At 36.1% G+C, this 16,408-nt stretch carries 18 protein-coding genes; 3 read left to right on the plus strand and 15 right to left on the minus strand.

What is annotated here, in order from left to right; all coding sequences use genetic code 11:
- Positions 1–58: 58 nt before the first annotated feature.
- Complete coding sequence (locus Y7E_RS0102075; RefSeq protein WP_003197525.1) at positions 59–238, minus strand: YozD family protein; 180 nt, start codon at positions 236–238, stop codon at positions 59–61.
- A gap of 158 nt (positions 239–396) precedes the next feature.
- On the opposite strand from Y7E_RS0102075, the gene Y7E_RS30860 reads away from it, so the two are divergent.
- Positions 397–552, plus strand: a complete 156-nt coding sequence (locus tag Y7E_RS30860; protein ID WP_017149661.1) for a DUF3930 family protein — start codon at positions 397–399, stop codon at positions 550–552.
- On the opposite strand, the gene Y7E_RS0102085 is transcribed toward Y7E_RS30860, so the two are convergent.
- From Y7E_RS0102085 to Y7E_RS29015, 11 genes are all read right to left on the minus strand, one after another.
- Positions 553–1,215, minus strand: coding sequence for a hypothetical protein (locus tag Y7E_RS0102085; protein ID WP_017149662.1), 663 nt, complete (start codon positions 1,213–1,215; stop codon positions 553–555).
- 154 nt (positions 1,216–1,369) lie between these two features.
- Complete coding sequence (locus Y7E_RS0102090) at positions 1,370–1,585, minus strand: YozE family protein (RefSeq protein WP_017149663.1); 216 nt, start codon at positions 1,583–1,585, stop codon at positions 1,370–1,372.
- 72 nt (positions 1,586–1,657) lie between these two features.
- A complete protein-coding gene (locus tag Y7E_RS0102095) occupies positions 1,658–1,930 on the minus strand; it encodes a YokU family protein (RefSeq protein ID WP_017149664.1) in 273 nt (90 codons plus the stop codon).
- Complete coding sequence (gene kamA, locus Y7E_RS0102100; protein ID WP_017149665.1) at positions 1,927–3,345, minus strand: lysine 2,3-aminomutase; 1,419 nt, start codon at positions 3,343–3,345, stop codon at positions 1,927–1,929. The genes Y7E_RS0102095 and kamA overlap by 4 nt, the downstream gene beginning before the upstream one ends.
- A gap of 211 nt (positions 3,346–3,556) precedes the next feature.
- Positions 3,557–4,948 (minus strand): sigma-54 interaction domain-containing protein, encoded by a 1,392-nt coding sequence (locus Y7E_RS0102105; protein ID WP_087957736.1) that lies wholly within the window; start codon positions 4,946–4,948, stop codon positions 3,557–3,559.
- Between the two features lie 220 nt (positions 4,949–5,168).
- A complete protein-coding gene (ablB, locus tag Y7E_RS0102110) occupies positions 5,169–6,023 on the minus strand; it encodes a putative beta-lysine N-acetyltransferase (RefSeq protein WP_017149667.1) in 855 nt (284 codons plus the stop codon).
- Positions 6,020–7,288: a peptidase gene (locus Y7E_RS0102115; protein ID WP_017149668.1), complete on the minus strand. Its 1,269-nt coding sequence runs from the start codon at positions 7,286–7,288 to the stop codon at positions 6,020–6,022. The genes ablB and Y7E_RS0102115 overlap by 4 nt, the downstream gene beginning before the upstream one ends.
- Positions 7,289–7,303: 15 nt before the next feature.
- Positions 7,304–7,966 carry a CoA transferase subunit B gene (locus Y7E_RS0102120; protein ID WP_017149669.1) on the minus strand — a complete coding sequence of 221 codons (663 nt, stop codon included), beginning with the start codon at positions 7,964–7,966 and terminating at the stop codon, positions 7,304–7,306.
- On the minus strand, positions 7,951–8,649 hold the full coding sequence (locus Y7E_RS0102125; RefSeq protein WP_017149670.1) for a CoA transferase subunit A: 699 nt from the start codon (positions 8,647–8,649) through the stop codon (positions 7,951–7,953). The genes Y7E_RS0102120 and Y7E_RS0102125 overlap by 16 nt, the downstream gene beginning before the upstream one ends.
- Positions 8,646–9,956 (minus strand): aspartate aminotransferase family protein, encoded by a 1,311-nt coding sequence (locus Y7E_RS0102130; protein WP_017149671.1) that lies wholly within the window; start codon positions 9,954–9,956, stop codon positions 8,646–8,648. Before Y7E_RS0102130 ends, Y7E_RS0102125 begins: the two co-directional genes overlap by 4 nt.
- A gap of 645 nt (positions 9,957–10,601) precedes the next feature.
- Positions 10,602–10,736 (minus strand): YjcZ family sporulation protein, encoded by a 135-nt coding sequence (locus Y7E_RS29015; protein WP_017149672.1) that lies wholly within the window; start codon positions 10,734–10,736, stop codon positions 10,602–10,604.
- A 183-nt stretch (positions 10,737–10,919) separates the two neighbouring features.
- Between Y7E_RS29015 and Y7E_RS0102140 the strand changes: the two genes are divergently transcribed.
- Entirely contained in the window at positions 10,920–11,669 is a 750-nt protein-coding gene (locus Y7E_RS0102140) for a DUF4397 domain-containing protein (RefSeq protein WP_017149673.1), read from the plus strand.
- Between the two features lie 39 nt (positions 11,670–11,708).
- Here Y7E_RS0102140 and Y7E_RS0102145 read toward each other — a convergent pair whose 3' ends face one another.
- On the minus strand, positions 11,709–12,842 hold the full coding sequence (locus tag Y7E_RS0102145; RefSeq protein ID WP_017149674.1) for a BA2291 family sporulation histidine kinase: 1,134 nt from the start codon (positions 12,840–12,842) through the stop codon (positions 11,709–11,711).
- A gap of 164 nt (positions 12,843–13,006) precedes the next feature.
- Between Y7E_RS0102145 and Y7E_RS0102150 the strand changes: the two genes are divergently transcribed.
- Positions 13,007–13,399, plus strand: a complete 393-nt coding sequence (locus Y7E_RS0102150; protein ID WP_017149675.1) for a YueI family protein — start codon at positions 13,007–13,009, stop codon at positions 13,397–13,399.
- A 45-nt stretch (positions 13,400–13,444) separates the two neighbouring features.
- Here the strand turns inward: Y7E_RS0102150 and Y7E_RS0102155 are convergent, their stop codons facing one another.
- Positions 13,445–14,869: an aldehyde dehydrogenase family protein gene (locus Y7E_RS0102155; RefSeq protein WP_017149676.1), complete on the minus strand. Its 1,425-nt coding sequence runs from the start codon at positions 14,867–14,869 to the stop codon at positions 13,445–13,447.
- Positions 14,870–15,052: 183 nt separating this feature from the next.
- Entirely contained in the window at positions 15,053–16,387 is a 1,335-nt protein-coding gene (locus tag Y7E_RS0102160) for a hemolysin family protein (RefSeq protein WP_017149677.1), read from the minus strand.
- Positions 16,388–16,408: the final 21 nt, after the last annotated feature.

Raw genomic sequence — 16,408 nt, forward strand, 5'->3', positions numbered from 1 at the left:
TTTGTAAAGAAATAATTTTGAAGTGTAAAAAAACGACGAGTAGGTCCCGTCGTTGCTTTCAGCCTTCATCCTCATCAAACACTTCATCAATCATACACTTTTCTAGTAAATACTCAAATGTAATATCAGCGAGATCTTCAATCTCTTCTCGCTTTGGTACATACCCTCTCTCAATTAGTTGCTCATAAAAAAACTCCGCAATTTCTTCCGTATCAATTACGACTTCAATTTCCTTCATGAGCATCACTCCTTTATTTCTGTTTTATGAAGAAATTTCAAAATTATGTATACAAGATTAGAAAAATAGATTTTCTTTTCTATATCATACTTGTCTGTCATATCGCTTCAATTTACAGCATACGATGTAGTACAAGCTATTTGAAGGGGGAAATAACTATGGAATATCAATATGAAATAGAGCAAAGAAAAGAAGAGTTCATGCATGAGGATAAATGGGCAGACTCTGTCATCAAAGGGCTTATTATTTTTTTAACGATTGTAGGTATACCTTACACAGCATATATTTTTGTTCAGTTCCTTCTTGCTTTCTAGCTATTTTTTCTCTGTTAATTTAACTAAATAATTATGGACGACATCCATAACAATTTTATATTCTTCATCTTGAAATGTTTCGTATAATAATTGATAGTCATTATAAATATCTAGTAATCCATCAATAATTTCTTGTCTGCTTGTTTTAATACTCACCTTTTTTGAGTTGTTTATTGACTTCAATTTTCCTAAATCTAATTTATTCATCCCTGCTTTATCTTGTTTTATTTTTTTCAAGATAGCATTAGCAGTTTGTGCATTCGCAAGCAAGGTTAAATCTGATTCATCAGCTTCTAACCACTCACCATCTGTAATTCTCGATAATTCATATATTGTATCTTCCCAAGCATCATTTTTATACCGCCACACCTCTGTGCGAAACCCAACGATCCGAAAAACATCTTTATCATATCCCGTAACTTGCACAAGATCACCGAAAGTAAAATGATAGCGTAATTCAACCCATTCTGTTTCACCTTTTTTCATTTCTTGTTCCGTAACATGCTGAAGCGTTTGTTCTACATAATACCCATCATGATTATTAACTTCATATACATATACACCATCTAACATTTTCATATTTGTGATTTTACCAACAGTACCATATAGCGTAATCACGACTATATCTCCCACATTATATTTAGGTTGTTTTTTTCTTGCCATTTATATCTCTCCTTTTTAAAGTCGTGATTTTGATACCAGTATATGCAAACGATAGAAAAACGCTTATCACCTGAGCTTATATTCACAAAATTTTTCAATAAAAAAATACATCACTTTTTATAGAGTGATGTATTCATACAGATATATGTGATCGTTATCTTTCTTGTATGTATAGCTCCCACGCCTCATCAAAAATAGACATACTGTCCAGTAATCCACTTAATTCTAAATACGAACTAATTTCATCGTAATCTTCTGATTGCTTCGGAAAACTTAAATCATCATACATAGCTTCAGCTAAATCTGATACTTCATTTTTGATTAAAGACGCACGGTGCTTCATCATATAGTGATAAAATGACTTTTTCAAAAATATTCCCTACCTTTCTAACTTGGGTACATTATACAAGGGAGAAAAGAAAAAAACCAGCATAATCGCTGGTTAAAAGTCGAAATAATTTCTCTTTAGTAGACGTGGGCGTTCCATCAACTCTTCATATGTTAATTGTTTGGGTAAATCTTTTGTATAAATTAAAAACAACTGATCTTCTATTTCTTTTACAACATGATCAGGCTGATAGTCCATTCCACATGATGAACAAGAGATACATGGTGTCTTTTGAATTTCAATGGCTTTTGTACCATCTGGCAATTCCCAATATACAGTATTCAGACTTTCTTTCGCTTCTGTACTGTCACACCACATACAATTCATACTGCGTCACCCTCAGCTTCTTTATTTTCTTCTAACTTCGCCATTTGGGCTTGATATTTTTTATCCTTTAACTGATCACGTTTATCTCGTTTATCTTTTAAAGAAGAATGCGTTTCATTTGTTTCATAATCTTTCCGGCGATTCATACGTTGCAGGTCATCCGGAACAAGATTAAATTTCTTATCACTCATCAATCCTGCTACACCAATATCCGAACGCTTCTCTTCGTATGTTGGATAAATTTCTTTAAAGTAACCTTCTGCTCTTCCTGGTACATAGTTTTCTGGTTCTGGATACGTTGTAATAACTCCCTCAAAGTTACGAAGCACTACTTTATCCGCGCTTTGTGAGATTAAATAGTTTGGCTGAAGGGCGATTTTTCCGCCTCCACCTGGAGCATCGACAACGAACGTTGGTACAGCATAACCGGAAGTATGTCCACGTAGTCCCTCAATAATTTCTAATCCTTTAGAAACCGGAGCACGGAAATGACCAATACCTTCCGATAAATCACATTGATAAATATAATACGGACGAACACGAATTTTCACTAAATCGTGCATCAGCTTTTTCATGATTGGTACACTATCGTTAATTCCAGCTAAAATAACCGCTTGGTTCCCTACTGGAACACCTGCATTCGCAAGCATTTCACATGCTAATTTAGACTCTTCTGTGATTTCAATAGAAGTATTAAAGTGTGTATTTAACCACACTGGGTGATATTTTTTAATAATATTACATAGATTTTCTGTAATACGTTGTGGAAATACAACTGGAGCTCTCGTTCCGATACGGATAATCTCCACATGCGGAATTGCTCGTAAATTCTTTAAAACGTATTCTAAAATTTTATCATTAATAAGAAGACCATCACCACCAGAGATTAAAACATCACGTACTTGCGGTGTTTCGCTAATATAAGCAATTGCATCATCTAGTTGCTTTTTCGGAACACCCATTCCAATTTGTCCACTAAAACGACGACGTGTACAATAACGACAATACATCGAACATTGATTTGTTACTAGAAATAAAACGCGGTCTGGATAACGATGTGTTAAACCTGGGACTGGTGAATCTTCATCTTCATGAAGCGGGTCTTCTAAATCATATTTTGTTTTATATAATTCTTCCGAAATCGGTACAGATTGCATCCGAATCGGACAGCGTGGATCATCAGGATTCATAAGAGAAGCATAGTACGGTGTAATATTTAACGGAATCGTTTTCGTTGAAATTTTAACACCTTCTTCTTCTTCTGGTGTCAAATTAATTACTTTCTTTAAATCATCTAACGTTTTGATCGTATTCGTTAATTGCCAAACCCAATCATTCCATTGCTCTTCTGTAACATCTTTCCATAATTCGATATCTTTCCAGTGACGATTTGGTTTGTATACATCATGTAACATTGCTATTCCCCCTTTTTTTACGCTCACCATTTAAATAAGCAATAATCGTGCCAACTCTGCGTGTTCAATTAGTGATGACGAAAGATACCCTATTAAATATGAGAAAAAATATTTTTTCTTATTTTAAATGGTGCCCTATTCAATACAATATTCATTACTTTCTTTATATGTAAACGCTTTTTTATCGGTGCAAACACACAAAAACCGCCGATTATTCGGCGGTTTTGTCATACTTATTTAATTTATATTGCAATGTTTGTCTTGGAATACCTAGTAATTTAGCAGCTTGCAAAATATTCCCATCTGTTTCCGTTAGCGCTCGATCAATTAATTCTTTTTCTGTTTGATTAAGTGCTTCACGTAACGGGAGAATACATTTCTTCTTTTTCTTTGAATCTACTTCTTTTCGAAATGTTCGTGGTAAACAACTAACCGTTAATGAACTTCCTTCTGCAATAATAACAGCGTGTTCAATGGTATGTTTTAACTCTCTTACATTTCCAGGCCAATGATACGCGAGTAACCTTTCTTTCGTCTCGTTATCCATATAGAGTACCTGTTTTTTATATTCTTTGTTATAGTCTTTTAAAAAATAAGACGCTAACAATAATACATCTTCTTTTCGCTCACGAAGCGGTGGAATATATAACGAAAATACATTTAAACGATAATATAAATCAGTCCGAATTTTATTTTCACGTAAACATACTTCTGGAGGTTGATTCATCGCCGTAATCACACGAACATCGACTTTTCTCGTCTTACTATCACCTATGCGACGAATCACTCCATCTTCTAATGCTCGGAGCATTTTTGCTTGCAGATCAAGGGGCATCGAATTTAATTCATCTAAAAATAATGTCCCTCCATCTGCAAGTTCAAATAACCCCGCGCGCTCAATAGCGCCTGTATAACTACCTTTTGTTGTTCCAAATAATAAACTCTCTAAAAGAGATTCCGGAAGAGCTGCACAGTTTTGGGCAATAAACGGTTTGTTTTTCCGTTTTGAAGCCTCATGAATCGCTTGTACAAATAATTCTTTTCCAGTCCCTGTCTCTCCGTAAATTAAAACATTTGCGTCTGTTGGAGCTACCTTTTGCGCCAAATCTTTCGTTTGTTTAAAGCGGGAATCATCCGTCACAATTGTATTAAAGGCAACGTGTTTTTTTATTAACTTCTTCCTAGAAGATCGCTTCATTTTTGATTGTAAATCGACAATAGTATCTGTTAATTTTTGAATCGTCGAATAATCTTTTGCGATTTCAACAGCACCTGCAATTTTATCTTCTATAAAAATAGGTAATGTAGTATTTACAGTACATACGTCTTCACCGTTTAAATTTTGATACCGCTGTACTTGATGCAAAATCGGCTTTTTTGTATCTAAAACTTTCATAAGTGTACTCGTTTCTCTTGATAAAGACGGGAATGCTTCTAATAAATGCTTCCCTAATACATTCTCAATCTTTGACCCATCATGTTTTGCAGCAACAGTATTATAAAAAATTGTAATACCATTTTCATCCACCGCATGAATAGCTTCATCAATACTGCCCAAAATCGCTTCAATGACTTCTTGTGTCGAAACTGCCAGCAATGTCATCCCCCCTCTTGCCGAAAATCCAGCAATTTACATGCCAGATTTCCAGCATCCCTGTGTGCGATTATAAGCATTACGATTCCGTTCTATTTTTCTATTTATTTCATATCATTATTTTTCAACTAATAAGTGATAAAGTGAAACTTTAATCAGTGGGGGCTTCATCCCCCACTGATGGTTATCCCGTAACAATCGAGCATTCTAATTTTGTATGGCGAAGCTCTTACTTCCTGTTAATGTAGGATAAATCCTTCACCCATACATTCATATCTTCTAATTTATCAAAAATATAACAATTATTTGCTAGTCTACCTGTGTATTTGTATCCCAGCTGATGAAAAGCTGCGTTCATGCCAAATGAAAGCGAACGTGCGATTGTGTAAGAACAAAAGATTGCTCTCTCTTGTAATTCTTCTTCTAACTTGATGAGTAGACTTTTCATAAATCCATGTTTTCGATATTCAGGTAAAGTTGCACAATTCGTTAATTCCGCATTACCTTCTTTCACATTCATCTCCGCTGAAGCAGTACTAATAATGCGTCCCTCTGATTCATACACATAATAAATTGTATCTTCCTTCATTGTCTTAATGATATAGTCCGCTTCATTTAGCGGTGTCGGATAAATTTCAAACACTTTCCCGAATACACCTGCCAATTCTTCCGCGTCTGCTTCTGTCGCTTTCCGTAAGACAAATTTCTCAGGAATTTGTTTCTCCTTTACTTCCTTTTCTCTTACACCATTTATAATGTGGTCCTCATCAATCCACTGGATACTATTCCGTCTTTCATCATCACGGTATTTTACAAGAAAGTATGCATCATGTCCTTGAAAATAATGAGGAATCGTCGCTTCTAATAAAAAGCCAAAAGAGAGCCACGCCGAAACATGCTCTCCCTTTCCTTTTATAATACATTTGGTGAAAGAATGCTTCTCTGCTAATTCTTCTATTTTTTGCATGAGACTTTCTACATTTCCTGTATAATGATCTACCCTGATACGTTTATTAAAATAATCTAACGCTCCTTCTACAGTATAATGGTTCGTCTGTTCTTTAAATGATTCATAATATTTCATTTTTTCACCTCACACCAGTCTAGTAATGTACATGCAATAATTTTTGCTGCGGCAATCATTTTATCCACTTCAATGTATTCATTTGGATAGTGGGCTACCTTTGTCTCTCCTGGCCCAAATACTATAGTTGGTACATCAACGATTTGTGTAAATAATCCCCCATCTGTTCCCCATGGCGATGCTTCTATAATTGGACTTCTGCCTTCAATTTGAGCAAAATTATCTTGAAGTGTTGTAATAAGTGCATGATCCTCTTCTAATTCACCTGGGACCCACCTTGCTCCAAACCATTCTACTTCTACTGGATATTCTTCAAACCATGGATCTACATTCTTTAATTGCCCTATCCAATTTTCAAATTCTTCTTTTGCCGCCTCTATAGTCTCATTCGGCGCAATTCCACATCTTCCTTCTAAAATTAACGAATCTGGCACAGAACTTGGCCAGCTACCACCTTCAATTTTCCCAACATTGATTGGAATTGGGATTGGAATTCCTTTGTATAATGGATCTGTAATCCGTTCATTTCTCTTCTGTTCTAGTTTTCTCAAATGTTCAACGACAAACATACTCTTTTCAATTGCACTAACTCCCTCGTAACGTGTACCACCATGTGCTGCTTTTCCTTTCACATGTAGGCGAAACCACATTGAACCTTGCTGTTTCGGGAAAAATTTCATATTTGTCGGTTCTGGAATAATAACACCATCTGCCTTATAGCCTCTTAAAATCGCTGCTAACGTACCTGCCCCACCACTCTCTTCTTCTATTACACTCTGAAAATGAATATCTCCTTTTAATTCAATACCCAGTTCAACAATTGCTTCCATTGCCAGCATAAGAGACACATTTCCGCCCTTCATATCCGTTGTTCCACGACCGTATATGCGATTCCCGACTTTTTCACCACTATAAGGATGATGTTCCCATTGATTCACATCACCTTCTGGTACAACATCAATGTGACCATTTAAAATCATCGATTTTCCATCGCCACTTCCTTTTAACGTCGCCACAACATTTGGGCTATCCGAAAAATTCGTTCTTGGCGATACAAAATAAGGATGATCTTTCATCTTTGTAAAAGAAGGTTCCCAAATATCGAGGTCTAAGCCTAACTCACGTAATTTTTCAATAACAATTGCTTGCGCACCGCTCTCATCACCTGATACGCTCTTTTCTTGAATTAATCGTGTTAAGAGCTTTACACTTTCTCCTTCATGACTTTCAATATAATCACATACTTGTTTTTTTAATTGCTCCATATTTGTTTGCTCCTCTCATTCAATCACAAGTAAATTAGAACTTACATGAAAAGATGCCTCCGTATGTTGTTTTACATCCGCAACTGTGTAAGGGCTCATTAATTCTTGTAGTATTAAACCTTCAGAAGTAACTTCCATTACAGCCATATCCGTAATAATTAAATCCACACACCTTTTCGATGTTAATGGAAGCGTACATTCTGAAACAACTTTTGCATTCCCATACTTATCAACGTGGTTCATCACAACAACGACCCGCTTTGCTTTCTGCGCTAAATCCATCGCTCCGCCAATACCAGGAACCCGTTTCCCTGGAACAATCCAATTTGCTAAATCTCCTTTCTCACTTACTTGCAGTGAACCAAGTATTGTTATATCAAGCAATCCTTTTCGAATCATTCCAAATGCTGTGCAGCTGTCAAAATAACTTGCTCCTGTAATGAGTGACGTCGGCAATCCAGCCGCATTACATAAGTTTTCATCTTCGTTTCCTTTACTTGGCGTTGGACCCATTCCAACGATACCATTTTCCGCCTGGAACATAACATGCATATCTTCAGGCAAATGGTTAGGTACAAGAGAAGGGATCCCAATCCCTAAATTTACAATCATTCCATTTTGAATCTCTTTCGCAGCACGCCTTGCTATCTTATCTCGCACCTCTACTCCCATACCCATTTCCAATTCACTCCTTCCGACGGCACAATATAATTTACAAAAACACCTGGAACAATAATTTCCTCAGGATCTAAACTTCCGAGTGGTACGATTTCTTCTGCCTCAACAATTGTAATATCTCCAGCCATCGCTACATGTGGGTTCATGTTACGAGCACTCTTATCAAACACAAGATTCCCAAACGGATCCGCCTTTTTCGCATATACAATCGATACCTCTGCAGTTAAAGCCGGTTCCACTAAATATGTTTTCCCATTCATTTCGACTGTTCGCTTTCCTTCCTCCACAATCGTATCGATACCGACATCGACAAGAATTCCACCGAGTCCAACACCACCTGCACGAATTCGCTCTGCTAGCGTTCCTTGAGGTGAAAACTCGATCTGTAATCGTCCTTCATTTAACTGTCTTCCCGCATTTGGATTTGAACCAATATGAGAAGTAATTAATGATTTCACTCGTTCTTTTGTTACGAGGCGTCCAATCCCTACATCCGGAAACCCTGTATCATTTCCGATTAAATGTAAGTTTGAAATGCCTTTTTCTACAATGGCCTGTATTAATGATGGAGGAGACCCAATCCCGCCAAATCCTCCAAACATTAACGTCATATCATCATGAAAAAACGAAATAACTTCATCAATTGCTTTTAATTTGCCGAATGTATTTGTAATGGTTGTCATGCGATACTATGTCCTCCTTTTTGCATCATCTCTTCCACACTTTTCGCAAAAATCTCAAGTAATTCATCTAACTCAGAATATGTAGTTGTCATCGGCGGTGCAACAAGTAGCGCACTATCCTCTTTTCCTGCTTGGCCTGATACAGCTTGATATAGAAGAAGTCCATTTTTCGCTGCGACTGAAATGAGCTCAGATGCTTTTGTAAACGGTTGCAATTCTACTCCAATCAGGAATCCTTTTCCGCGCACATCGGCAATAATTGTCGATTGCTGCTGAACTTTCTGCAACCCTTTTATTAAATATTCTCCTTTTTCAGCTGTTTTTTCAGGTAAATTATGTTTCTCCATATATTCAATAACCGCTAAAGCTGTCGCTGCCGATAAAGGATTGGCACTTAGCGTATGACCACTCATAACTGAACGTGATCCTCGTAAAATCGGTTCCATCACACGGTCACTCACAACCGTCGCGGCCATCGGTGTATAACCTGCACCTAGTCCTTTTCCTAGCGTCATGATGTCCGGTTCCACGCCCCAGTGCTCCATCGCAAACCATGCACCTGTACGCCCAAGACCTGTCATAACCTCATCGGCAATAAATAAAATATCATAATGGCTACAAATATCTTTAATCACTTTATAATATTCTTTCGGTGGTACAACTGCACCGCCTGCTGCACCGATAATTGGTTCAGCTATAAAAGCTGCAATATGTTCTGCACCAATCCGCTCAATTGCTCGTTCTAGCTCAGTCGCACAAGACAGCTGACAAGTTGGATACACTTTCTGCACCGGACAACGGAAACAATACGGCGCTGGTACAGTTGGATAATCTTCCAAAATAGAAACAAATCGCTGACGACGAAGTGGATGCCCCGACATTGATAAAGCTCCCATCGTAATACCGTGATAACTCATCCAGCGCGACAAAATTTTATGTTTCCCTTGAATACCGCGCTCTTGAAAATGTTGAATCGCGATTTTCATAGCCGTTTCATTCGCTTCCGTACCACTATTTACAAAAAAACTCCAGTTCAAATCTCCTACACTTAAATCACTTAACTTCTTTGCTAACTTCTCAGCTGGCTCACTCGTAAACTGTGAGCGATACACAAAAGCAATCTCCTCTGCCTGCTTTTTAATCACTTCCGCAATCTCTGTTACGCCATGTCCGATACCTGCCGTAATCGCTCCTGACGAACCATCAAAATATTTATTGCCATTTTGATCATACAAATACACACCTTTTCCATGCGAAATCATCGGATACGGCTGACCAACAAGTGGCTTAATTAAGTAATCGCGCATAGCGCTCCCCCATTTCTCCAATTTGTATATATATATGAAGAAAATTGACGTTTCTTTCATAAAAAAGAATCCTCTGCAAGTGCAGTGAATTTATCAAAAAACTATTATAAAATATACAAATGAGTGCTAAAAAATGAAAATTCAGAAATGTAATAAAGAACCAAACCTTTGCCCCTCTTAAAAAATCCTCCTCTCCTATAAAAAATAAGCCTACAAACATACAAACTAATTACTTTCTTACCATACTATCAGCTTCTTTCAATTGCTGACATTGTGTAAACTTCGACGAAACTCCCGTCAATTTCCTTCCTATTAATTTAGTTTATCTGTCATATTTTTAAACAAAATTAGACAAATTTCTCACAAGCCTTACTATGCTTTTGAATCATACCTCTCTTTAGACTTTCAAGAATTTAAGTTTTTTCCGCACTAATAGATAGTCCGCCCGCTGAGAAATATTCAACATTATTAAAAGCAGATTTCTATATAGCTTCATTGATAAAAATGATTGTCTTATACAAAGAGCATTCATCTGTTTATAAATACAATACATGAACACCAAGAGCTGAATTATTTCACACGTAAAAAAAGAAAGAACCGATTAACTATAATTAACCAGTTCAGCATGACGCTCTTTATTGGTAATTAACGCACGCAACTTGCCCCAATAATAATTAGTAAAATAAACAATACAACTATTAACGCAAATCCAGAACCTGTACCGCATCCTCCGCCACTATAACCATATCCGCAACTACCAGGATATCCATATCCCCACATGATTTGTTCCACTCCCTCCATAACTTAAAAATTAATTTTCCTTAATAAATTATGTAGGACAACTATCACTTTGTATGTGTGTTTGCCTATAAATCAAAAAATCCCTGGCTCAGCTCTAGTTTTTTTGCATAAGCCCATTTCCAAGAAGCATATAGTTATAGTGATGAAAAAGGAGGAATTTATATGGCGCAATCTAAAATTGAAAAATATGGACAAGAAGCCGCTCTATATGAACAGCTTGCCCGTTACTATCAATATACAAATCCAAAAAAATATATGGAATTATATATGAAATATCATAATGTGATTACCAAACTTGTGCATGCATATGAAAAACGTGATTCTCAAGAAGCAGCACTACCATCCTATATGAGATTATTCCATGCATCTTCTCATACACCCGTTGTTGATTTTTTAGTAAACGGACAGAAGGTAGTAAAAAACATTGCTTTTAAACAATACAGCCCGTATTTGTCCTTAACTCAAGGACAGTACCGGGTTGATATCGTTCCTGTTGGTAACGAAACACCTATTTTCTCAGCACTTGTCCCGATGATGGGCAACCGCTCTTATACGCTTGCAGCAATCGGTACCGATACACATATACAATTGCAGCCAATGCTTGATAATACTCCGTTACAATCTGGTCAAGCAAAAATAAGATTTTCACATTTTTCACCAGATACCCCTGCCGTTCACGTATCAATAAAAGGCGGCGATTATTTATTTGAAAATGTCTTATTTAAACAAATAACAGATTATTTACAGGTGAGCCCCGGAACAGCTGATATTGAAATTTCTCTTGCCGATACGAAAAAAGTACTTGTAACCATTCCTAATGTAAAAGTAGAACCAAATACAATTTACACATTTGCATTAGTGGGCTATTCTAATCAATCTCCCAAATTAGAAGCTGTGGTTCTTACAAATTAAAAAAGTCTACACCATTCTCTTGGTGTAGACTTTTTCTCTTTATTTTTGAAACGAAATATGAAATTCTGTCCATTCTGAATTAGAGTGACATGTAATAGATCCGTTATGTTTTTCAACAATTTGTTTACATACAAACAAACCGATACCCGTTCCTAATTTCTTTGTCGTGACAAATGGTTCAAAAATCGTTTCAATACTTTCTGCTGGAATCATTGGTCCATTGTTTTTAATAACAATATGAATCCTCTCTTCACCTTCACATGCATCAATAATAATTTTACGATCTTCTTTAATCACTTCGAGAGCGTCGATTGAGTTCATTAAAATATTTAGGAAAACTTGCCTCACTTCACTACGGTATCCTACAAATGGAATAGGACACAGTAAGTTTTTTTCAATTAAAACATTTGAATTAACTAGACTTGGATATAAGAAATGAATAATATCATGAAACAAATCATTTAGCAAAAATCGTTCAGACTCATTCCACATTTCTTTTTTTGAAACAAGCAAAAATTGCGAAATACGAAAGTTTAATTGGTCCAATTCGTGTGAAATAATATCTAAATATGATAAATTCGGATGATCTAATTTCAATAATTTCACAAACCCCATAATTGAGGTTAATGGATTTCGAAACTCGTGAACAAAACTAGCTGACATTTGTCCTAAAATCGTCAATCTTTCTTTATGTGTTTCATTTATATATTGCTGTTTTTCCTCTAAATTTCTCGATATAATTTCCGAGTATTTTAAAACCGTATAATAAATTAATTTGTCAAAACAAGTATGTATTTTTGTCATAATTGATTTTAATTCCCGAGCTTTAACATCTAATTCGCACATTGCTTCAAATAATTCATTTCTTCCTACATTCGCATTATAGACAAAATCTCCAATATTAGCATCTGCCCCTGCTCGCTCAATTGCAATTTTTTCACATAACGGCTGTAGTTGAGCTATATCCTTATCTTCCATAATAAGTTCAATAATTAACTCTAATAAGTCCTCTCCATTCCGAGCTACTTCTTGCTTAAATGGATCTTTTTCGGAAATTATCATTTTGTTTTTCCAGTTCTCTACGAATTGGTGCCTGTTGTTTTTCAAGTGCGAACAAAATACTTCTTTGATATCCTTATCGATTGGAAAAACCCCCATTCCCTCCATTTCCATGCGACGTATACCCTATATATTTTGAATATTAACACAAAAAACAAGTTTCGTTAAGAGATTGTTGTCACATTTTGTTAATTTCTGTTGATAAAATTTATTTGAAATGACTTTTTTGCATCCTTTTCATTTCTTGCGTACAATAAGAGATGAAAGGTGTGAAAAATATGGCAAATAAAAATGTGGAAGATTATCTCCAAGAAGGCATTCATGGCCAAAAGCAAAACAAACCAGAAGAACGCAATATGTACTTAAGCACATTGCGTGAGCGTGTAGAAATCGCTTTAACAATCGGTCAAGTGATGCAAAGCAATGTTTACACAGAAGTAGCTAATAGTATGCGCACTTCTCAATCATTACAACTATATGTAAATGGCAGCATCACTTACCCACATTTATCAAAATACATTAAATTAGCAAATGAAAAAAATGTACCATTTACAATTGTTCAAAATAAAGGTACACATACACCAATTGGTTTAGTTCTTGCGCATAGTACAGCGGTAGATAAAGAACAAATCTACGTTGAAGATGCTATTTTCAAACAAGAGATGAAATAATAATAAAAGGTACACTCGCCTATGAAGTGTACCTTTTATTATTATTTATTTTTTAATACAGATTAGTTTCATCTCTGTCATTTCTTCAATCGCATATTTAATTCCTTCACGACCTGTCCCGCTTTCTTTTACTCCACCATACGGCATATGATCCACTCGGAATGTTGGAATGTCATTAATCATGACGCCTCCTACTTCTAGTTCATCAATTGCACGCATTGCTTTCGTTAAATCATTTGTAAATACTCCAGCCTGTAAGCCATATCGTGAATTATTGACCTTTTCTAATGCTTCATCAAATGTTCGGAATGTATTTACAGTCACAACTGGGCCAAACACTTCTTGGCACTGCACAGAAACATACTCTGGAACATCTGCTAATACTGTTGGTTCGAATATACGCGCGTCACGTTTTTTACCACCGTACAAAATAGTTGCTCCTTCTTTTACCGCTTCTTGTATCCATGAATCAATACGATCTACATCATTTTTTGAAATAAGTGCAGAAACATCTGTCTCTTCATGAAGTGGATCGCCTACTACTACTTTTTCCATCGCCTTCGTTAGTTTTTTAGTGAATTCTTCCATCTTATTTTCATGAACAAATACACGTTGTACAGAAATGCAAACTTGTCCATTATTAACGAAAGCTCCCCATTTCACACGCTCAATTACTTCTTCTGTTAACTCTACATTTTCATCAATCACTACTGCAGCATTTGAACCAAGCTCTAACGTAACACGTTTTAATCCAGCTTTTGCTTTAATACCGATGCCAACCTCTGGACTTCCTGTAAATGTAATTGAAGAAACGCGGTCATCTTTTACCAATGCTTCACCAACAATTGAGCCACGTCCAGATACAATGTTAAATGCTCCTTTTGGTAATCCGGCTTCTTCAAACAGTTCAACAAGGGCATAAGATGAAAGTGGTGTTTGATCAGCTGGCTTTAATACAATTGTGTTACCTGCAGCAATTGCAGGGCCGACTTTATGTGCAACTAAGTTTAGTGGAAAATTAAAAGGAGTGATAGCTCCGATTACACCGAGTGGCTTACGAATTGTATAAGCAATACGGCCATCCGCTCCCGGCGCTGCATCTAAAGGTAAAGTCTCACCATATATACGTTTCGCCTCTTCTGCAGCGAATTTGTATGTTTGTACGGTACGATCCACTTCTCCACGCGCTGCACGAATCGGCTTTGCAGCTTCTTTTGCGATAATTTGTGCAAATTCCTCTCTTCTCTCGTCCATCATTTGAGCAACTTTTTCTAAAATAGACGCACGATCGTATGCGGATAATTCCGCCATTTCTTTCACGGCTTTTTTCGCTGCAGCTGTTGCTTTCTGTACATCTTTTTCTGTCCCTTGAGCAATTTCTGCTAATACTTCCTCTGAATATGGTGCATACAATGTTTTATATGACTCTACTTCTTTCCATGTTCCATCTATGTATAAATGTTTCTTCATTTTATTTCCCCTCTCTAACTTAAGAATGACTCGAACTTTCTTCAAACGTTTTCTAATTTTTTCAAAGTACAACACTCACTAAATAATTCACCTAGTTAAAGGTTTAACTTATTTCATTGTAACACGGTCCCATTACATAAAAAAACATTTTGCCTACTAAAAAAACTCTGCTATATGCAGAGTTTACGAGCTTATTTGTTCTTGTAATGCTACCCTGTTTTCGGTTTCTGAAATTAAAATGGGGACTGCTTGTTTTGTCACTTCTATCTGTTTGATATAGTGGCCATCCAATTCCTTAACACAAAAATTATAATCTTCAATTTCGACAATATCACCTTCTACAATTTCTAGATGCTTTGTTAAAATCCATCCACCAATTGTATCAATGTCATCATCATCAATAGATAAACCTAATAATGCATTTACTTCGCTAACAAGTACTTTTCCTTCTAAAATTGTTTTCGTTTCACTAATGTGTTGAATTTCTGGTTTTTCATCTATATCAAATTCATCTTGAATATCGCCAACAATTTCTTCTAATATATCTTCAACTGTTACAAGACCTGATGTCCCACCATATTCGTCAATTAATATAGCGATATGTGTACGCTCCCGTTGCATTTTTAAAAACAAATCATGAATTGCAATCGATTCAATGACAAGAATAATAGGACGAGTATACTGCTGCACCGTTTCTTTACTAAAAGCACCATGTTTCACAAAATCTGTGAAAATATCTTTAAAGTTTACAAAACCAATAACATGGTCCTTATCCCCATCAACAACTGGGTATCTTGTATATTTCTCATTGGACATTTTTTGCAATGCTTCTTTAACAGACGTATCTTTATCTAAAATATGCATTTCTGTCCGCGGGACCATAATTTCTTTTGCGATACGATCATCAAATTCAAAGATTTTATTTACATATTTAAATTCAGATTGATTAATTTCACCATTTTTATAACTTTCTGACACTAACAATCGTAGCTCTTCTTCCGAATGGACTTCCTCGTGCTCTTTCGCAGTTTGTAAACCGAATATTCTTGTTACATATCGAGTTGAGCCATTTAAAAGCCATATAAACGGAAAAGTAATTCGATAAAAGAAAATAAGCGGTTTAGCAACAAGTAAACTCACTTGTTCTGCTTTTTGAATTGCCAATGTTTTTGGTGCCAATTCTCCCACAACAACATGGAAAAAAGTAATGAACATAAACACTAGAGTCACAGCTAACATATCAGCAACCTGGGGAGGCACTTCCCATCTTGCAAAAAGCGAGTCAAACATGTGCTTTATCGCTGGTTTTCCTAACCACCCGAGTCCAAGAGCTGTAACTGTAATCCCTAATTGACAAGCTGATAAATACTCGTCTAAGTTTGTAATGACTGTTTTCACAGAAGCTGCACGTTTATTCCCTTCTGCAATCAAAGAATCGATGCGCGAACTCCTTACTTTCACAATTGCAAATTCAGCCGCAACGAAAAATGCAGTTAAGGCAATCAAAACAATCACCATACTTATACTATATATGTCCAA

This window comes from Bacillus bingmayongensis, from assembly GCF_000299035.1.
Taxonomy (GTDB): domain Bacteria; phylum Bacillota; class Bacilli; order Bacillales; family Bacillaceae_G; genus Bacillus_A; species Bacillus_A bingmayongensis.